Annotated in this window: 23 protein-coding genes and 2 pseudogenes; 6 read left to right on the top strand and 19 right to left on the bottom strand. The window is 63.6% G+C overall.

Annotation, left to right across the window (positions count from 1 at the left end):
- Positions 1-673, bottom strand: a 673-nt coding sequence (locus MKK60_RS00800; protein ID WP_243983514.1) for a Crp/Fnr family transcriptional regulator, incomplete at its 3' end; no start/stop codon positions are given.
- A 182-nt stretch (positions 674-855) separates the two neighbouring features.
- On the opposite strand from MKK60_RS00800, the gene MKK60_RS00795 reads away from it, so the two are divergent.
- Together MKK60_RS00795 and MKK60_RS00790 are read left to right on the top strand one after the other, a co-directional pair.
- The gene (locus tag MKK60_RS00795; protein ID WP_243983513.1) at positions 856-1,620 is read left to right on the top strand and encodes a Crp/Fnr family transcriptional regulator; all 765 of its coding nucleotides are present in this window, start codon (positions 856-858) and stop codon (positions 1,618-1,620) included.
- A 2-nt stretch (positions 1,621-1,622) separates the two neighbouring features.
- Positions 1,623-1,886, top strand: coding sequence for a hypothetical protein (locus MKK60_RS00790; RefSeq protein ID WP_147860247.1), 264 nt, complete (start codon positions 1,623-1,625; stop codon positions 1,884-1,886).
- A 135-nt stretch (positions 1,887-2,021) separates the two neighbouring features.
- Here MKK60_RS00790 and MKK60_RS00785 read toward each other — a convergent pair whose 3' ends face one another.
- The 8 genes from MKK60_RS00785 to MKK60_RS00750 all read right to left on the bottom strand — a co-directional run bounded on the left by MKK60_RS00785 (position 2,022) and on the right by MKK60_RS00750 (position 7,772).
- Positions 2,022-2,309, bottom strand: a complete 288-nt coding sequence (locus MKK60_RS00785) for a tyrosine-type recombinase/integrase (RefSeq protein ID WP_279603918.1) — start codon at positions 2,307-2,309, stop codon at positions 2,022-2,024.
- Positions 2,264-2,512 carry a hypothetical protein gene (locus tag MKK60_RS00780; protein WP_243983511.1) on the bottom strand — a complete coding sequence of 83 codons (249 nt, stop codon included), beginning with the start codon at positions 2,510-2,512 and terminating at the stop codon, positions 2,264-2,266. The genes MKK60_RS00785 and MKK60_RS00780 overlap by 46 nt, the downstream gene beginning before the upstream one ends.
- Before the next feature lie 1,284 nt (positions 2,513-3,796).
- Positions 3,797-4,675 carry a tyrosine-type recombinase/integrase gene (locus MKK60_RS00775; protein WP_243983510.1) on the bottom strand — a complete coding sequence of 293 codons (879 nt, stop codon included), beginning with the start codon at positions 4,673-4,675 and terminating at the stop codon, positions 3,797-3,799.
- Positions 4,672-4,956, bottom strand: a complete 285-nt coding sequence (locus tag MKK60_RS00770) for a hypothetical protein (protein ID WP_243983509.1) — start codon at positions 4,954-4,956, stop codon at positions 4,672-4,674. Before MKK60_RS00770 ends, MKK60_RS00775 begins: the two co-directional genes overlap by 4 nt.
- A gap of 432 nt (positions 4,957-5,388) precedes the next feature.
- Positions 5,389-5,787: a hypothetical protein gene (locus MKK60_RS00765; protein ID WP_243983508.1), complete on the bottom strand. Its 399-nt coding sequence runs from the start codon at positions 5,785-5,787 to the stop codon at positions 5,389-5,391.
- Between the two features lie 326 nt (positions 5,788-6,113).
- Positions 6,114-6,410, bottom strand: a complete 297-nt coding sequence (locus tag MKK60_RS00760; protein WP_243983507.1) for a hypothetical protein — start codon at positions 6,408-6,410, stop codon at positions 6,114-6,116.
- Between the two features lie 62 nt (positions 6,411-6,472).
- On the bottom strand, positions 6,473-7,123 hold the full coding sequence (locus MKK60_RS00755; RefSeq protein WP_243983506.1) for a ParA family protein: 651 nt from the start codon (positions 7,121-7,123) through the stop codon (positions 6,473-6,475).
- A gap of 325 nt (positions 7,124-7,448) precedes the next feature.
- Entirely contained in the window at positions 7,449-7,772 is a 324-nt protein-coding gene (locus tag MKK60_RS00750) for a hypothetical protein (protein WP_243983505.1), read from the bottom strand.
- Positions 7,773-7,984: 212 nt separating this feature from the next.
- On the opposite strand from MKK60_RS00750, the gene MKK60_RS00745 reads away from it, so the two are divergent.
- Positions 7,985-8,542, top strand: a complete 558-nt coding sequence (locus MKK60_RS00745) for a PAS domain-containing protein (protein ID WP_313901106.1) — start codon at positions 7,985-7,987, stop codon at positions 8,540-8,542.
- Positions 8,543-8,633: 91 nt separating this feature from the next.
- Here MKK60_RS00745 and MKK60_RS00740 read toward each other — a convergent pair whose 3' ends face one another.
- From MKK60_RS00740 to MKK60_RS00715, 6 genes are all read right to left on the bottom strand, one after another.
- Entirely contained in the window at positions 8,634-9,026 is a 393-nt protein-coding gene (locus MKK60_RS00740) for a hypothetical protein (RefSeq protein ID WP_243983503.1), read from the bottom strand.
- A gap of 101 nt (positions 9,027-9,127) precedes the next feature.
- Positions 9,128-9,763, bottom strand: a complete 636-nt coding sequence (locus tag MKK60_RS00735) for a hypothetical protein (RefSeq protein ID WP_243983502.1) — start codon at positions 9,761-9,763, stop codon at positions 9,128-9,130.
- 70 nt (positions 9,764-9,833) lie between these two features.
- Positions 9,834-10,436 carry a hypothetical protein gene (locus tag MKK60_RS00730; RefSeq protein ID WP_243983501.1) on the bottom strand — a complete coding sequence of 201 codons (603 nt, stop codon included), beginning with the start codon at positions 10,434-10,436 and terminating at the stop codon, positions 9,834-9,836.
- A 73-nt stretch (positions 10,437-10,509) separates the two neighbouring features.
- Positions 10,510-10,920 (bottom strand): penicillin-binding protein, encoded by a 411-nt coding sequence (locus MKK60_RS00725; RefSeq protein ID WP_243983500.1) that lies wholly within the window; start codon positions 10,918-10,920, stop codon positions 10,510-10,512.
- A complete protein-coding gene (locus MKK60_RS00720; RefSeq protein ID WP_243983499.1) occupies positions 10,920-11,120 on the bottom strand; it encodes a hypothetical protein in 201 nt (66 codons plus the stop codon). Before MKK60_RS00720 ends, MKK60_RS00725 begins: the two co-directional genes overlap by 1 nt.
- A gap of 10 nt (positions 11,121-11,130) precedes the next feature.
- Positions 11,131-11,451, bottom strand: coding sequence for a hypothetical protein (locus tag MKK60_RS00715; protein ID WP_243983498.1), 321 nt, complete (start codon positions 11,449-11,451; stop codon positions 11,131-11,133).
- Positions 11,452-11,626: 175 nt separating this feature from the next.
- Here MKK60_RS00715 and MKK60_RS00710 point away from each other — a divergent pair, with 175 nt between their 5' ends.
- Both MKK60_RS00710 and MKK60_RS00705 read left to right on the top strand, forming a co-directional pair.
- Entirely contained in the window at positions 11,627-11,821 is a 195-nt protein-coding gene (locus MKK60_RS00710) for a helix-turn-helix domain-containing protein (protein WP_243983497.1), read from the top strand.
- 44 nt (positions 11,822-11,865) lie between these two features.
- Positions 11,866-12,048, top strand: a complete 183-nt coding sequence (locus MKK60_RS00705) for a hypothetical protein (protein WP_243983496.1) — start codon at positions 11,866-11,868, stop codon at positions 12,046-12,048.
- Between the two features lie 67 nt (positions 12,049-12,115).
- Here MKK60_RS00705 and MKK60_RS00700 read toward each other — a convergent pair whose 3' ends face one another.
- On the bottom strand, positions 12,116-12,364 hold the full coding sequence (locus MKK60_RS00700) for a hypothetical protein (RefSeq protein ID WP_243983495.1): 249 nt from the start codon (positions 12,362-12,364) through the stop codon (positions 12,116-12,118).
- 547 nt (positions 12,365-12,911) lie between these two features.
- Here MKK60_RS00700 and MKK60_RS00695 point away from each other — a divergent pair.
- A complete protein-coding gene (locus tag MKK60_RS00695; protein WP_243983494.1) occupies positions 12,912-13,373 on the top strand; it encodes a hypothetical protein in 462 nt (153 codons plus the stop codon).
- A 330-nt stretch (positions 13,374-13,703) separates the two neighbouring features.
- Here MKK60_RS00695 and MKK60_RS00690 read toward each other — a convergent pair whose 3' ends face one another.
- The 3 genes and pseudogenes from MKK60_RS00690 to MKK60_RS00680 all read right to left on the bottom strand — a co-directional run.
- Complete coding sequence (locus MKK60_RS00690) at positions 13,704-14,939, bottom strand: carbohydrate-binding domain-containing protein (protein WP_243983493.1); 1,236 nt, start codon at positions 14,937-14,939, stop codon at positions 13,704-13,706.
- A gap of 477 nt (positions 14,940-15,416) precedes the next feature.
- Positions 15,417-15,491, bottom strand: a pseudogene (locus tag MKK60_RS00685) (IS6 family transposase); the annotation flags it as partial.
- A gap of 89 nt (positions 15,492-15,580) precedes the next feature.
- Positions 15,581-16,574: pseudogene (locus MKK60_RS00680) on the bottom strand (transposase); the annotation flags it as partial.

Here is a 16,574-nt window from a genome sequence, read left to right as displayed (position 1 = left end):
TTCCGTAGCAGGCGCCCGCTTGAGCAATCAGCTTTTCGCGGTCCCGGATGGTGATGGTCCCACGCTTCGTTGCGATGACCCCGGCCCGTTCCAAAGCGGTCAGCGCCTCGCTGACACCAGTGCGGTTCACGCCGAGCATCACGGACAAGAAGCGGTGGGTCGTCGGCAGGTCGTCCCCCTCGACCCGATCGTGGCACATCAGCAACCAGCGGGCGAGACGGGCTGCCAGCGTATAGCGCGCGTTGGCCAGTGCCGTGCTGGCCACCTGTACAGCGGAGGCTTGTGCGTAACGCAGCAGGCTCTCGCTGAAGGCGGCGCTCCGCTGCAGCATGGCATGGAGGGCTTCAGCCGGCATTGCCCACGCGAGGCCGGCCATCTGAACCTGGCCGTCGTACGGCGCGCGATCCGATCCCAGGACGAGCGGAAGGCCGACCACGCCCTCGTAGCCGACCAGCCCGATCTCCGCCTGTTCGCCGTCCGAGGAGCGCGCTACGAGCGAGACGATGCCCTGCTCAACGAAATAGACATGCGTGAGCGGAGTAGCGGCCGGCATCGGCACGTCGCCGACCCTGAGTACGATTGGAGTGAGATGGTTCTGCACCCAGGCGAAATCGGCGAGCGTTAAGCCGACAAGCAGCCGATTGCGGTAGGTAGCCTGTAAGGGCTGTTTCAATGAACCCGTCCTGAAAAGGGCGGGAGCACGAGCCCTCAACTACCTGCGCCCGAGCGCCCGGCAGGCAATCCATCCGTTCGTAAACAAAAGCAGGGGATTATGCAACCAAATCGTCAAATGATAATTTGTTTGGTTGGGTTTCCGACATATGAGGAAAGCCGACGTCACCATGCCGAGGCGTGATGCAGCAGGTACTCACCCGGAAGCTGGAAGGCTTCGAGGACCTATCGAATGACGATCGCCGGGCCCTGGATGGCTTGGCGCCACGCATCCGGCAGGTCGCTGCACGGGTCGATTTGGTTCGAGAAGGCGACGAACCCGAGAACGTCCATCTGATCCTTGATGGCCTCGCTTGCCGCTACAAGGTGCTCCCGGACGGTAAACGCCAGATCATGGCGCTTATGGTTCCAGGGGACTTCTGCGACCTCAACGTGTTCATCCTCGACCAGATGGACCACAACATTGCTACGATCTCCGCGTGCCATGTCGTCGACATCCCGCGTCGGGCAATCGAGGAGATTACCCAGGCCCATCCGCAGATCACGCGGGCCTTTTGGTGGTGTGGTCTCGTCGATGAGGCGGTGCTGCGCGAGTGGCTGGTCAACCTTGGTGGTCGTGCCCCGGAGCGTCGTATCGCTCACCTCCTCTGCGAAATGTTGGTTCGGCTCGATGCGGTTGGGAAAGTCACGAACGACAGCTACCCCTTCCCGTTCACACAGACCGAGCTTGCCGACACGATGGGCTTGTCCGCCGTTCACGTGCACCGTACGCTTCGCGAGCTGCGTGATCTCGGGCTGATCACGCTTAAACGACGGGTTCTGACGATCCACGATGTCGAGCAGCTCAAGGCGTTCTGCGGTTTTACGCCCAACTACCTCCACCTCAAGAACACCCGCTGGGGCGCACGCCGAAGCGAGCCATGGCTGAGCCAGCTCCGGGAAAGTTAGGCATGGATGCGCGCGACAACGTCGAGACGTTGCTCGTGCTGCAGCCGATCGCTGTCGATACCGGCAGCCCAGACCGGGAAGGGCGCTTGGTTCTCGCCAACGGCCTGCTGATCGCCGTGCTGGTGCGTCTCGATACCCCCGAGCACGAGGTGGGCCCGGGCTGGTTCGTGGAGGCGGCCTTCGGACGTCTCTTCGGAGTGTCAGCGCCGATCTTCGCCACGCTGGAGGAGGCCACGCGATGGCTGCGTCAGCACCGAAAAGCATGACTGAAGCTGCCGCGTTGAAGGTCCGTTTCACTCGGATGCTCCAATACCGTCCCGGCGCGCCAGCGTGCTACCTCGAACCCGGTGATCCTGGCTCAGATCGCCCCGCACAGCCTAGTCGAGCTGGGATTGCACCCTCTACAGGAACCCCCTCCCGGCATGATCCTTGAAGACGTTCGCCCTTCGAACGTACTCGAGCACGGTCCGCGGATCGCGATGGCCCGAAACCTCCATGATGCGCGCGAGGTCGGCCCCACGCTCGGCCGCCGTCGTCACGAACCCGGCTCGCAGGGAATGCCCGCCGAACGCCGCCGGATCGAAGCCCGCGGCTCCGGCATACCGCTTCACGATGTCCCCGATGCTACGACCGGATAGGATGCTCACTGCACATGAATGGTAAGCGTCATTTTTGGGTGGATGCCGCATCGAAGCACGAAGTCACCGGCCTCTGTCAATTTCAGTGTGCGCTCTGAGCCAGGTTCCTGATCACCGCCATCGAAGCGGAGGCGATCAGCCTCGATGAAGGCATGGTGCACGGCGACATCGTCGCCGTTCACGAGTACAAGTGTGGCGCCTCGTTGAAGGAACAGATCCTTCGGATCGTAGTGGCGTCCTTTTTGCAAAACCACACGGACCACTGTGGATAGCGCTGCCCAGGCTGGCAGAGCGACACTTACGGCTGTGACCGTAGCCAAGACTAACACTGGTGCCCACAGACGACGAGAGCGAGAAGGTTGAAGCACGATGCCTATCTCATAATATAGCAATAATCTAGCGGTCATATACAGGGCAAGGGGCTCAAATATATAACATAGCTCAAATTACGGGTTGTATTTCATGCTTATAGTTAAAATTTTATAGCGACATATATTTTGACACTTATCAGTATTTTAATCTTTCTATCGGTTAAATTTTGGTACAGATAACTATAGCGTAAATTATAAGACTGGTAGGATGCCTATCTTGGGATTATTATAAATATTACTTTACGGAACATAGTCCGCTGATGCGGACCTCGACTGAAGAAGCCTTGATTGAAAGGAAGACAGTTTCAGAATAGTTCTTAGATACACCTGTTTAGTGAGCCTTCCTAAGTGCAGTCCTTAGATCCTTATGCCTCGTGGTCTCTGCGATGAACACGGCATCGATTGGGTTCCTTGCGTTGTGGGAATGGCAGGGGATCAACCACAGGTAGGAGGATGTCGGGCCTAAACAGCTATGCTCGGTGAGCGGCAATTCGTCGTTCACGAGGAACTCATGCAGTGTGCATGGAACAAACAGCGGAACGAAAACGGGCCCTATTTCAGAACCTGGCTAACCATGCGGGACCGGCGCGTGCCAAGCTATGTTTGGATCTCATCACCGCTGCACGCCTCCTGGGGACCGATCCGAGCGTTATCGAGGCCATCGAACAAGGCACTAGCAGCGATCTCTCACTGGAGGCTGCAATCGGTTTGGCGCAGGGGCTTGGTTTGACGGATCTGGGGCTGCCCCGGTCAAAGCCATCGGGATCGATCTAACAGGCCCGTGATGAAACCGAGTGCTTTCGACCTGCGTAGGCCGGCCTATGAGCATTTCGAACGAACCCCCCTCGGACTATCACCAACGCCTGGCATCGCAGGTGCGCGCTGCCCGCCTGCGATGCGCCTACTCCGTCGAGGCCTTGGCTGAACTCGCCAGCGTCGATCCATCCGTGATCGTTCTTTTCGAAAAGGGTGACCTCAGCGAGGATGATACTCTCTGTCGTGAGCGCGTCCTCGACACGCTCGGATTGGGCGCTCTAGCCCGTCGCTAAGGCGCTTGATTGCGTCTGCGTATGAGCCGGTGAAGCGATCAGAGTGAGCGCTGGTTCACTCAATCCTGACTGTCTCATAGGAACCCACTCCCCGAGTGCCCCCTGAAAGCGGCGGCCATCACACCCCCAGGAACCGAGCCGAGCTTTCCGACGGCCGAGCGTGCAGGTAGCGCCCCGTCGTCGCCACCGAGGCGTGCCCGAGCGTCGCTTGTACGAGATGGATCGGCGCACCACGGTCCAGGCTGTGAGAGGCGTGCGCATGCCGGAGCCAGTGTGCCGAGACCTCCGCTGGAAGCCCTGCCCGCGTGACCGCTGCCTTCACCACGCGATGCGCTGCGCTCGGATCAAGCGCCCCGCCCTTCCGTGAAAGGAACACGGGGGCGTCCGGTCCAGCCTCGCCGCGCAGAGCCACAAGCACTTTCCATGTTGCGGCCGAGAGCAGGACCGCCCGCGTCTTGCCGCCCTTGCCGAAAATTGTCGCTTGCCCGGCCTCGTCACGGGCCGAGAGGTCGCGCCAGCGCAGGCCGCACACTTCCGAGATCCGCAGGCCCCCGCCGTAGAGCACCGTCAGGAGCACGCGGTTCCGCATGTCCGGTTCCTGCCGGATCATCAGCAGCGCGTCGGCTTCCGACATGATGCGCTCGGCCAGCGTGTTCTTGATCGGCGGCACCTTCACGGCAGCGCCGATGTTGAACCGGAGAAACCCGACCTCTTGGGCGAACGTGAACAGGCTCTTGAGCGCCGAGGCCGCGAGGGCGACGGTTGCCGACGAGCCGTCCCGGCCGGCGACGTAATCCTGCAGGTCGCCGATCCGAACCTGCTCGAGCGGCTTGCCGACGTGCGCCAGGAAGCGCCGCGCCTCCCGCTCATAGTTCCGGCGCGTGTTCGGGCTCGCGGATCGTGCCAGCCACAGCCGCACCATCTGCGTGTCGTCGTCGGCCTGTGCGGGCGGCAGTGTCGCAACGGGCTCGGCGATTGGAACGAGAGCTGTGCTCAAGCTCCATCCCCCTTGTGGTGCACGAACCCGAAGGAGCCGCGTTCTGGCTGGCCCGACTCAAAGATCATGCCGAGCCCGAATTGCGGGGCGGGAATGATCAGCATCGCGTCGCGGCCCCTGTCGTCGGTGCCATACAACAGGACGTGGTCGCCCTCGTGTTCCAGCTTTGAAACCCGAAAGGTCGGGTCAATCGTGGGCCAAGCGACCACTCGGCCGCCGGCCTGCTCGGCATCGCGTCTGAACCGCTTCACCGCGTGCATGATTGGGGTGATGTTGGACACGGCGTACCTCTTGAGCGCAAACGCAAGATAACATCACTTGTCTTGCGTTCGCAGACCATGCCGGATTGCAGGCCGCCCAGCAAGCCTCGATCGCGCGATACCTGCATCCCTGCAAAGCGGCTCGCCGCGGTCCCGCGAAGCCTGCGGCTGATGTTCGCCAAGTTGGCGATGACCAGGGGCAACGTGAGCGCCAAGCTGGCGGCCACGTCCGTGTGGACAGGTTGGCCGCTCGGCCTGAGATCCCCGAGCAAGTCGCTAAGTTGGCGACATGCGCTCAGCAACTGACAATCTGTCGCTCGCTGATCCGCAAAAGCCTCAGCCGATCCGAGCAAGCGGCCAACTTGGCCACTTGAACGCCGTGCAAATGCGGATGCCAGCTTGGCGCCTGCATCGCCGCGAGGGTTCGCCAACTTGGCGACTCCTGTTCGGCCGTCACCGTTTGGCCGGTTGGTGGATCTCGGCCGGCAGGTGATCGAAACCCGCGACGATCGAAGCGTAGAAGCGATGAAGCCCGTCGTAGACGACGAAGGGGTAAAGCTGGTTGCAGCCATCCAACGGCGGCACTGCCAGTAGGGGCACCGGCTCAATTCCATTGCCGCCGACCATCCATTCGAGGACGCGCACGAACCGATGCCGCTCCATGCCATGCCATTCGAGGGGGAAAGCCCTGTCGCGGCGTGGCGGCTGGATATCGGCCAACGGGACGAGGGTGGCGGGTGCCGATGGGTGATAGCCCGCGCCGGCTGGTGGCGGCGTACGAGAGGAGATCGCGCCCAGCCAGTCGTCGGGGATCTCGAAATCGCAGGGATAATGCGGCATGACGAAACGCATATTGGATTAGCCTTCCTCGGGGTTCTCTCCCCTTTCGCTCGCCAAGGCTTCCGCGAACGCCATTCGAGCCGCGTCCGGATCAGCGCGCATCATCGCTCGCGCGATCTCGCTGAAATCCTCAGCCGGCAGGCAGAGGTTCAGGCGTGTCTGACCACCCCCCTTCGACGGGAGATCGAACAGGAAGCGCAGGCCATCAGGCGCGTCAGCGAGAGGCGGGGGCGCTGCCTCGATGGAAAGCCGCGACCACTCCGGAGACATCCGGATAGAACCCCAACTGCTACCGCCTCGCCAGATCCGACACTTCACTAGATCGCGCGGGCCTTTGCTCATTTCTTCACCGGCTGGCGCCGTTCGACCACGGGCGGCTTGCGGTGCTTCGTCAGCACGTCGTTGAACGCTTCGACCATCAGCGCCTCTAGGGGCACGTCCCGATCCTGCGCGAGCCGGGACATTTCGAGCCAGCCGGCGCGGTTGACGCGGACCTGCATCGTTTTGAGGTCGCCGGGCGTCGTCGCGACCGGAGCCGGGTCGCGTTCCTCGGCGGTCTGTGCCGGGGCCTGCGGATCGGCGGAGGCTTTCGGCTCGACAAGGCCAGCGAGGGACGGACGCTTAGGGGGAGCCATCGGGGAAACCTCTTTGACGGGATGCAGGCTTGAAGGGATCGCGGCTTCCCGCGGTGCCGGAGCTACGGCTTGCGGGGGAACGTGCGGGCAAGCTCGGACACGGCCGACCACATGGCGCCGACCTCGGCGGCGGCCCGGCTGTCGGGATCGTACTCGTTCACGCTCTGCCCGGTGATGAGGGCGTGCGAGAGGCTGGCGCGTTGCGAGACCTGGCCCGGCAGCACGGGGGCGCCCATCCCGACGAGGACGGCGCGAGCTTCGGCCACGATGGCGGTCTCGGTCTCGCCCCGCGTGATCGGCGGCGCCGCATTGATGATGCAGGCGATTGGCGCCTTTAGGCTCCGGGCCATGGCGAGGGTCGCGGCGACCGCATCGAGGTCGAACGGTCCCGGCCGAACCGGGATCACGGTTACGGTCGCGCGGGACATCATCGAGGCCGTGAGCGCCGCATTGTGCGGCGGGCTGTCGATGACCGCCCAAGCGCACCCGTCGGCCTGTGCGGCTTCCAGGGTGTCGGTGATCGACGTGCCGTCGGCTTTGGCGAGTAGCGGGGTCTCGGCCGCGCGGCGCTTATACCAGAACGAAAGCGAGCCCTGCGGGTCGGCGTCGATCAGGAGCGTTCGGCCGGACCGCTCGGCGAGCGCGCCGAAATGCGCGGCGAGGGTGCTCTTACCGCTGCCGCCCTTTTGGGTCGCAATGAGGATCACGTGCATTGCGGGTTCCCTGCGGCGCGGCAGTGCGGGTCGGCGGCATCCTCGCTTTCCGTGGTTAAGGCTTCGCTGTCCAGCGCGGATACGCAAAGGCGGCACGCCTGATTGCAGGGATGCCGCGTTAGCTTATTTCAGGCTGCCTGACCGCGGTGCGGCGGGGCTGTGTAAGCCGGGTGCGCCTCAATGATGGGGTCGCCCGGCGAGCGACCGGCGAGGATGGCCCGAGCCTCAGCCACGTCGCCCCGTTCCGGCTCGCCGAGCAGGCCACGGCAGTCGCGGCGCGCTCCACCTACAAGAACGTGCCCCCCGGCCGCCCAGCACACTTATCTCAGGCTCGCTCGGCCGACGCCTGCACAAGGGCTAAGATCCGGCGACGTTCCTCAGGATCGGAAATGCGCATGAAAGCCTGGATCAGCGCGTAGCATTCACGATCCTGACCGCCAGGGCTCTCTGTCTGCTCGATGGGCTTGGCTGCCTCAACGGCGTTCGGTAGCTGATACAGAGCAGCAGGGGGCACCTGCAGCGCTTCGGCGATACGCTGCAGCGAAGTGATCTTGGTTGCATGACTCGCTGGCAGGGGAAGCCCGACGGTCTCGCCCTCTTGCGAGTCAGAAGGCCACGATGTGCCGGGAGGTGGCGCCTTCGATCCCATAAAACCTCCTGTTCGGTCGCATGGTGCATCCCTACGGTATCTTTAATGCAATCGATCGCCGAAGCAGCATTGCAAACACGCCACAGTTGTCATTTATCGTTTGATATTGCCTTGAAGTTGTATGTCTGGCGCAGATACAAAGAACCCGTCTTCTAGCCGATAGGGGGGTTCCCGTGCCAAAAACGAGGCCTCTTAACGGCCAGACCTGTTCGGTGGCCTTCCAGTCGGCGCTGGACGCCCTGGATGTGATCGGGCGATGGGAGTGGGACGCCGCCTCCGACCGGGCTCGCGTCGATGCCGTCGTCGCGCTGCTCTTCAACCTCGATCCGGAAGAGGCCGAAGACGGCTTGCCGCTCTCGCGCTTCATTGATGGCATCCACGCCGATGACCGACAGCGGGTATTGGCGTTGATCCGGAGCAGCGCCAGCGCGGGCAGCGCCTATCTGACCGAATATCGGGTCATCTCCGTTGATGGCCGGACGCGTTGGGTGCTGTCGCGTGGCCGCTTCACAAGCGACCATGCGGGCCAACCTCGAACCGGTTCCGGCATCCTCATCGATATAACGCAGATGCGGATGAGTGAGGACACCGATAGCTGGACCCAGGCGACGCCGCTGGATCGTGCAGCCGATCATGCCATTGCTGCGCAGCAGGCGATCGTCGATCTGCAGGACCCGCCACTGAAGGCCCACGCAGACGCCCTGCTGATGGAGTTGGGGCGCCGCTTGGCTCGTGAGGAAGTTCGGGAGCGCCGCAAGCGTATGAACTGAACCCCGGACCCCTATGGATCGAATGTCACCTTCATGCGAGCCGATCCGTAGGTGGTGGCATCCATGCCGTTTCGATGGGGAAAGATCGGCATCACCGCCTCGCTACCATGTCGAGCAGCACGGTGCCGGCCGCCGCGATCACGTTGCCCCTGCCACCCCAAGGGAGGGTCGCGAGCATGGAACCCGCGTGCGGAGCGGCTACCTCCGGCATGGCAAGCTTAAGCGCCTGCGCCTTGCGGTCACTATCATTATTGCGCAGCCGCACGACCTGGCTCTCGGGAGCAGCGGGGGTAGGTTCTGCATCGGTGCCATCCTCGGCCTCCGCATCCCCGTCCATGCGATCGAGAATGGCGAGCAGGCTGTCCACCGTGTCTAGGACGGTCTGTGCCGCTTCCTCGATCATGCGCCGGGTCTCGGCCGGCGACGGCGCCGGAGGGACGTGCGGTGCCGTACCGCGCGGGCTGAAGGTAATGACGTTGCTCATAGGTCAGGCTTTCACGCGGCAGCGCCCGCTTTCAGGATTACAGGAGGCGCGGCAAGCCTTGATCGCGGCTTGCCGTCAGGTCTTGGGATCGGGACGGAGGGCTAGGCGTCGTCCTCGGCAGCGGCTTCAGCCTCGGCGATGGCCCAGGCCGGAAGGCTGCCCTGTGCCGCGAAAAGCGCGTCGTCCTTTTCGGGGCAGTCCGGTTCGTCCCCGAACCCGACAAAGCCCGGCGGCAGCGGCGTCCCGGTAATGGCGAGCACGGCGCGGATGAGGACCATCCCTGCGTTGAACTGTCGGTCTTTGCCCTCGTACCAGTTGGCTTCTAGTTCGATGGCCGCCGCGAGAGCCGCGAGCGCGAGGCCATCGGGAGCCTTCGGGGGCGGCAAAGCCAGGATCTCGTCGCACACATCGCAGCACCGCCGCATCACGAGGTTGGCCGCGGCCCCCTCGATGGACGCAAGGGCGGCCTCGCTGGAAATCGGACGGCACGCCCGGTCCTCGGCGTAGGCGGTCAGGAGGCGGGCGAGGTAGTCGCTGCGTCTGTCGCTCGCGACCGGCCCCGGGGCGGGCAGCGCCGGCAGCGGCATGGCAGCAGCCACGGACCCGGCCAGCATGGTACGGCGGCCCTGGCTCGTCTCGGCGGCCAGGCCCGCGGCCTTGGCCTTCATCGACGCGAACCGCTCGCGCAGGGTCGGCTTCGCATCGGCGGTCGGGAGGCGCTTCAAGGGATTACGCATGTTAGGTTATCCGGTTTTCAGGTTTGCAGGGATGCAGGCTTGAACGGGCGGCGGGATGTCGGGTCGAGGCTCAGAGCAGGGACGCGAGGCTCGTGAGGACGCATCCGCCGCCGATGATCGCCGCGGCGGCCAGGAACTCGCCGGCCGCGCCGATGAAGCGGCGGGAGCGGACGAACGCGGTATCGGGACGGATCGCGGCCACGGCCTGCCAGATCTCGTCCTCGCCGGGCAGGGCTTCGTTCGGCAGTGCGGCCGGCGCGTGCTGATTGTAGCGATCGACGCCCGGCAGTAGGCGGGACGGGGCGGGCGGCAAGCGACCCGAGGGGAAGGCGGGCGAGATCGCGAAAGCCGGCAGGTTCGTGCCCAGGAACAGCGTCAGGTCGGCGACCCGAGCCTGCGCGATGCCGAAACCGGGCTGATGCGCGGCCGAGAACTCGGCTTCCTCGCCGAGCCACCAACGGAGATGCCCGAGCAGGGCGAGCGCGCCGAACCGGGAGGCGCAGGGCGTGATCGTCAGGGCCTCTGTCGCGGCGTCGTAGTCGTCGAGCGCGACCATGGACGCCTTGCCCTCGGGGGCGACCTGATAAGCGTCGTAGGCGGCGCGGTGGCGCTGGATTGCAGCGTGGATCGGGTCTGCGGCGGTATCAATGGTGACTGTACGGACGTGCGACATCGTTCGGGCTCCTGTGAGGGCTCGTGGCGGTAGGTCGAGGAAGGCGATGGGGTGGGTCCCGTTTGGGCGTCGATCAGGTCGGACGGGGCGGCAGCACGGCACCCGGCCGGGCGAACACCTTGCGGAGCCGGCGGCGGGCGGCACGTCGAGCGCCAGGGCTACCGGCACGTTCGCCGCGGGCGGTGTGGTAGGCGGCCAGCCCCTCGGCAGACTCCGGGGTCGTCGGCGTCAGGGCGTAGAGGTCGAGGCGGGCAAGCCGGCGGACATGGGCCAGGGAAGCCCGGTACGCGCGCCAGCCGGCGGGCATCGGCAACCCTGCGGCGGCGAGATCGGCCGCGACACGGCCCGAGGCGGAATAGGCAGCATCGGCTTTCTCGGCCCAGCGGATCGCCGGCAGCACCCGGTCGAAGGCCATGGCCGGCACCCGCGAGGACACGAGGACGAAGAAGGCACCCAGAACGGTGCGGCGGGCGAGGTCGGCCATCAGCGCGTCTCGCTCCGTTCGGCAGCGACGAGGCGCCAGCGGCGGGCAAGGCCGAGCGCCCAGGCATGGGCCTCGCGTTGATTAGTCTCGCCGGCCACGATCCGGTACCGGTAGGAGGCCGCGAGGCGCAGGCAGATCGCGTGATCCTGCCGGGCGTGCAGCAGGCGGACGGCGGGAGAGCGGATCAGATCGGAGGCCATCGGTCCGACCTCAGTGCGCGCGGTAGGCGCGGGAGGACTTGGCGGCGGCCCAGGCGCCCTTGAGGGCGTAGGACATACACACGCCCCAGGCGTCGCCGGTCACTTCCATCCGGGCCTGTGCCGAGCGGATTGCAGCGCGCATGATGCTGGAGCGGTTGAACGTGCCGTCCCGGTTCACCAGCGCCTCGGCGCGAGCGAAGCGCTTGGCGCTCTCGGTGGCGGAGACGACGGCGGCCTTCGCGGTGATGACGGCGCGGCGGGCGTCGGCGGTCAGGCGCGGGTCGGCGCTGCGGGCGATGTGCGAGGCGGGGATGAGGTTGGCGTAGCGCATCGGGGCGGGCCTTTTGCTCGGCGCCGCTTTCATTTGCTGCGCCCATGAGCTAATATTGCTCACGGCGCTGGTTGCGTCAACACTTTTTGCTCACCGACGAGCAGAAACTTATCATGAGGCGGGAATGCTAACGGCAGCTCAGATCAGGATGGCTCGCGGGTGCCTGCGCTGGTCTGTGAAGGAACTGGCCGAGGTGTCCGGCGTCTCGTCTGCCACGATCAGGCGAATGGAGGATGGCGAAGGCGTTCCGAACTCCCTCGCGGACAACCTCGGAAAGCTGCAACGTACCCTCGAAAGCGCCGGCCTCGAATTCATCGCCGAGAACGGCGGCGGGGCTGGTGTCCGGTTCCGAGAGCCGAAGGCGCCGTGAGGGGGCCAGCTTGGAAGGGCGAGCTACTCCCGAGCTTGCACTACATGCTGACTCTGCTGTCCCGAGGACCGCGGTTCTACAGCGTGTCGCTGGGCGAGATCCTTCGGCTGCAAAAGCGGGGATACGCCGTGTTGACCGGAGTCACTTCCGCCGCCGGCTCAAGGGAGTGGGAGATCACCGACGCCGGCCGTCTTGCGTTGATGAGCCATGAGGGTGGTGGGACGTGACCGACGACCCTTTCCTCATGGTGATGACTGCCGTGCTCGCGGTCACGATTGCTACGGCAACTGTCGCCTATTGGACCATGTGACAGCGCCGGCTACGCTCGGCGGCGATCGCAGCCTCAATGCCAGCTCGGATCTGATCCTCCGCATCAGCCTGCTTGGTCCGGATCATGACTTTGAGCATGTTTCTCGCGGGTAGGCGCGGGATGACATAGGCGATCGCCCGGTCCGTGATCTCGCCGACATCGAACCCGCTGAGCGTCACCTGCCATGTTGGGGCGCTGAAGGTCACGAAGATCGGATGCTCGCTGACTGGCATGCTTATAGCCCCATGATCAGATTGGGGATGGGCCTGCCTCGCACTGGCAACAGGGCAATCTTAAACTACCCGGTCGTCACTTGCGATTTTCTCCTCAGCCTCTCGCTCACGCCGCCGCTGGTTTAGCGCCTCAATCGCTTTGGGCGAGAGAGCCAGAGCGCGCAGGCTCCTCTGCAAAAGGAGGTCTTGCTGTTGGGGAAGTGGCATCCCGTGAAAGGGGCGGGGCACGATCGACTCTGACATAAGGCTTAGCTTGCCGCGAACAGCAAGGCGACGCAATCGTCACTCCATTACAAGATTGAGGGGACGGGCCTGCTTCTCTCGGCTTCGCTAGCGGGGGACTCGTCAGGCCAGCCCGCCCGGCATCCGCCGCGCGGGGCTTTTTCGTGCCTTCGGGGTCCGATTAAGCCTATCGATGCAAGGCGTTTCGCTTCAGAAGAGATATCATTTGATTGACGCGCTTGATTGATCGGAAGATGGGAGGGAATGCCTTAATAGTTTTTGAACATGTCCCGTCAAGCAGGGTTGCTGCCAAAAGGAGGCTTCCATGCGCCTGATGATTACTGCCTTAGCATTTGTTTGTTTTGGCGGGGCTGCGCTTTCTCAGCCTGCCGATAGCACGTCAGGCGATAAGACTAAAGATGACGTGCTGCTGAACGAACTTCGGACTGCGCCGAAGCCAAAGCAAGTGGGTGACCTAGATCCCGTGCAGCTTGCGTCGGCCCATCGCGAGCGCGCGGCCTCTGTCGCCGAGAAAACAAATGGCCTTTGGCAGTCCTGGACCACCTCGATCTGTGAGGGGTGTGGGAGCACGCCCCCCTATCAGGATACGGTCCGGAACGACTTCGCCAATCGGAAGGGGCTTGCCGGTCTCAAGGCTGGAGCTGAACCTGGGAAGCAGAACCAGTCAGCTCCGCGGAAAGCTCAATCCGAGCCAGCCAAGCAAAATCTCTACACCGACCTCTCCACCGAAAACATCGACCAAATTCGCCGTATGCCGGGGCGGTAGATGTCTCAGGAGCGCAACGGTCTTTGTCAGCCCGCCCGGCATCCGCTGCGGCGGGCTTTTTTGTGTCGATCGCTTGCAGCGGGCTGCAAGCCCAACTGTCGCGGCAGACGCAGAGCTCAGCTCTAACACCCTTCGAGATCGCCTGCGGGCCGGCTCAGTGAAGTCCTGTCCCGAAGGCACCCTCACGTCCGGCCACCCTTGGATGGCTGCCCTATGGGCCAGATCGCTATGCTAGGGTACGACCTCGATGAGATGGCGGAGGAAGTCCCATGCCACCCTCCGAAGCCTTCTCAGGCAGTTCTACGAGACATTTGAATGCATCTTCTCCATTCAAATGTGCCACTCGAGGCTGCCGTTGTTAAACATGTTAGCCACGCCGTTGCTGTTGTAGCCAGCATGATTATCGGCAGCATCACCCGCCAGGGTCTGACCGTTGTGGCTGACCTGGTGGACGTAGAGGTTGCGATCGGCCGTGGCGCTGCCACCGTAGAGATCATCGAGGAACTGCAACGCGACGTCGTGCGACCCCGTACCGAACTGGCCCGTGAGGGCGATGTCCTGCGTCTGGCCTGCAGCATGCGAAGCGCTGGTGGTCAGCGTGCCGCCGATCTGGTGACCGTCCACCAGAACCTGGAAGTGCGGATCACCCTGGTAGCTGTCGCCCGACACCCGGAACACAAAGGTATCGCTGGAGGCTGGAGCAGGTGCTGGGGCCGGGGTGGCATCCGTCAGGCTGCTGACCGCTGTCTTGTAGGCGGCGCCCGCATTGGGATTGTGACCATTGCTGAGCACGCCATCATAGCCATTCGTATCGGCGTTCCAATAGTTGCCGTAGACCATGTTGTGGTCCGCCATCCACTTGGTCACCCCCTTGATATAATCACTGGCATTGTCGGAGGCGATACCCCATTCGCTGAGGGCAGTTGGCTTGCCGTGGGCGGCGGCAAAATCCTGCTGCCACTGCAGCCCGTAATCTCGTGCCACATCGTGCTGGAAGCCAGCCTTGGCATCCCAGGAGTCGTACTCCGGTGAGTAGTAAACGTCTGTCCCGATGACGTCGACATACTTGTCGCCTGGATAGGCTTTAGCGGGATCCATGTTGCCGCCGTCGTTGGTGGTATCCCAGACGAACTTAAAGTTGCTGGACACCGAACGGAACGTCGTCACGAGTTCCTGGAACGCCTTGACGAACGCATCCTCATGGCCGGCGGCGGCCCAGGGCATCCAGCCGCCGTTGAACTCCCAGCCGACCCGGATGTAAAGATTGCCGTCACTGCTCGGATGCGTCTGGGCGAGCGCCTGAGCGGCCTTGAGGAAGTGATCGTTGTAGGCGCCCGTGGCGACCTGCTCGAGCGAGGTGCCCCAGACGGTGAGCGGCACGCCCCAGATGTTGCCGACCGCGGCCCCCTTCCACAGGCCGGCAGCCCACGGGACGGAACTGTCAAAGCCGGCCCAGCTGTCATTGTTCAGGAAGTGGAGGACGTTGCTGGGGGTGTTGCCAGCCCACTTCGTGTAGGATGCTAAAACCGAAGGATCATCGCCGACATAAACACCGGTCTGAGTCAATCCGTGCCCCTGCGCAAGTTATTGAGAAAAATATTGTGGAAGGTGGTTGATAGCATTCAAATTCGCTTCGATGGTGGCAGATATAGCACATCAACTGACCAGGAGATAATAAGTATAAAAACCTAGTATTAGTTCTAACGGCATCAATCATTTGCGGTGAAAAAGCGAAAACATAAATCAATGAACTGATTGTTTGTTTGATGTGAGTTATGAGGATTACTAAAAGAGGACAGCTATATATTCCGCCAGAGGCCCTTAAGCAAGTTTTTATCAAAATCGATTTCGCGGCTGTTTATTACGTGTCTGCTGAGGATGCGCAGCGAAGGCTTGGGCTTGTTCAGCCTCGAATGATTGGGACGAGACAGGCTGCGCAGAAAAGTCTGACGGCGTATCGAAAGCTGTAACGTAGTTCGCAAGAAAGGCCTGATTTGCCTCGTTTTTAGGTATAGTGAATTTCTCGAAGTCCGAATCAGCCTGTAGCGGCCGGTTTTGCTCGGGGACGGTCCAGGCACCGGCAAATTCAAAGCGCTTGCGCAGCTGCAGCATGGCCTCGAGGCGTTGGAGGGGCAACTAGGAGCCCGTCCGAGTAACGGGTTTGCGGATCGAGGTCGGGGTTGGGATCAAGCCAGCCGGCGTCATGCTCAGCGCTCGGCCTTGGCCAGCTTCAGAAGGTTGTGGGCGGTGCAGATCATCGCCCATTCGCCGCGGACCTGATCGAGCCCGCGGAGCAGGAACGGTCGAAGGCCCCGGGCCTGCTCGATCTGCCCGAACACCGGCTGGACGACCTGCTTCCTGAGGCGGTAGCGGCTCCGGCGGCCACCCCGTTTCAGCCGCTCGGCCATCGCACGCATCAGGGGCGTCTTCGTCAGCTTTCGACGACCGGCCGCATCCGCCTCGCCGTGACGCGCCCGCCCCGGAGCCAGGTAGGCGGTGATCCGCCGCTCCTTCAAGGCGACGAGGTTCGCCTCGTTGGCAAAGGCTGCATCGCCCGAGACCTCGCACGGCTTGCGCCCGAGATGAGCGCGGATGTCGTCGATGAGCGGCACGAGGGCGCGGGCGTCGACGGCGTTCGTCACGAGGCGGTGCGCCACGATGATCTGATGCGCGGCATCGACGGCGATCTGCCCATTGTAGCCCTGCACGAGCCCGTCGCGGGTCGGCAGGATCCGGCTGTCCGGGTCGGTGAAGTTGCGCTGCGCCCGGTCCGGTGGCCCACCGTCCTCGGCACGTAGGGGCCGACCCTGCCAGCGCATGCCCGAGGATGCACCCGGCCCGCTCTCGTCCTCGGGGTCGGGCGGATCGATCGAATCCGCTTCCAGCGCAGCCTTGGCAGGGCGGATCGTCTCCAGCCGCCGCACCTTGTCGGCCCTCCAGTCCGGCGTCTCGTCACCCCGTGGTTCGCGCCCTCCAACGCATCCTCGGCCGCGTCGGCCTCGCGCGCTTGCTCCAGTCAAGCGTCGACTTCGTCGGCCAGCGTCGGCTCGGCCGTCTTCATGCGTCCGTAGCTCATCGCCTTGTGGCGGGAGGCGTTGGCCTTCACCTTGGTCCCGTCCACCGCCACGTGGGCGAACTGGACCAGACCAGCCGCACGGCACAGGCGCAGCACCTGCACGAACAGGTCCGACAGGGCCACGA

Source organism: Methylobacterium sp. J-092 (assembly GCF_022829325.1).
Lineage (GTDB): Bacteria > Pseudomonadota > Alphaproteobacteria > Rhizobiales > Beijerinckiaceae > Methylobacterium.
The sequence above is the reverse complement of the archived record's forward strand: the minus strand, read 5'-3'. Positions and strand labels throughout refer to the sequence as shown.

Coding starts and splice junctions, on each gene's coding strand:
- MKK60_RS00755 (WP_243983506.1), bottom strand. CDS start 7,123: ATGCACGTGATCCTCATTGCGACCCAAAAGGGCGGCAGCGGTAAGAGC.
- MKK60_RS00795 (WP_243983513.1), top strand. CDS start 856: ATGCAGCAGGTACTCACCCGGAAGCTGGAAGGCTTCGAGGACCTATCG.
- MKK60_RS00705 (WP_243983496.1), top strand. CDS start 11,866: ATGCTGACTCTGCTGTCCCGAGGACCGCGGTTCTACAGCGTGTCGCTG.
- MKK60_RS00730 (WP_243983501.1), bottom strand. CDS start 10,436: ATGTCGCACGTCCGTACAGTCACCATTGATACCGCCGCAGACCCGATC.
- MKK60_RS00765 (WP_243983508.1), bottom strand. CDS start 5,787: ATGCGTTTCGTCATGCCGCATTATCCCTGCGATTTCGAGATCCCCGAC.
- MKK60_RS00695 (WP_243983494.1), top strand. CDS start 12,912: ATGCGCCTGATGATTACTGCCTTAGCATTTGTTTGTTTTGGCGGGGCT.
- MKK60_RS00725 (WP_243983500.1), bottom strand. CDS start 10,920: ATGGCCGACCTCGCCCGCCGCACCGTTCTGGGTGCCTTCTTCGTCCTC.
- MKK60_RS00785 (WP_279603918.1), bottom strand. CDS start 2,309: ATGCGGCATCCACCCAAAAATGACGCTTACCATTCATGTGCAGTGAGC.
- MKK60_RS00700 (WP_243983495.1), bottom strand. CDS start 12,364: ATGCCAGTCAGCGAGCATCCGATCTTCGTGACCTTCAGCGCCCCAACA.
- MKK60_RS00750 (WP_243983505.1), bottom strand. CDS start 7,772: ATGGGATCGAAGGCGCCACCTCCCGGCACATCGTGGCCTTCTGACTCG.
- MKK60_RS00790 (WP_147860247.1), top strand. CDS start 1,623: ATGGATGCGCGCGACAACGTCGAGACGTTGCTCGTGCTGCAGCCGATC.
- MKK60_RS00735 (WP_243983502.1), bottom strand. CDS start 9,763: ATGCGTAATCCCTTGAAGCGCCTCCCGACCGCCGATGCGAAGCCGACC.
- MKK60_RS00760 (WP_243983507.1), bottom strand. CDS start 6,410: ATGGCTCCCCCTAAGCGTCCGTCCCTCGCTGGCCTTGTCGAGCCGAAA.
- MKK60_RS00740 (WP_243983503.1), bottom strand. CDS start 9,026: ATGAGCAACGTCATTACCTTCAGCCCGCGCGGTACGGCACCGCACGTC.
- MKK60_RS00720 (WP_243983499.1), bottom strand. CDS start 11,120: ATGGCCTCCGATCTGATCCGCTCTCCCGCCGTCCGCCTGCTGCACGCC.
- MKK60_RS00715 (WP_243983498.1), bottom strand. CDS start 11,451: ATGCGCTACGCCAACCTCATCCCCGCCTCGCACATCGCCCGCAGCGCC.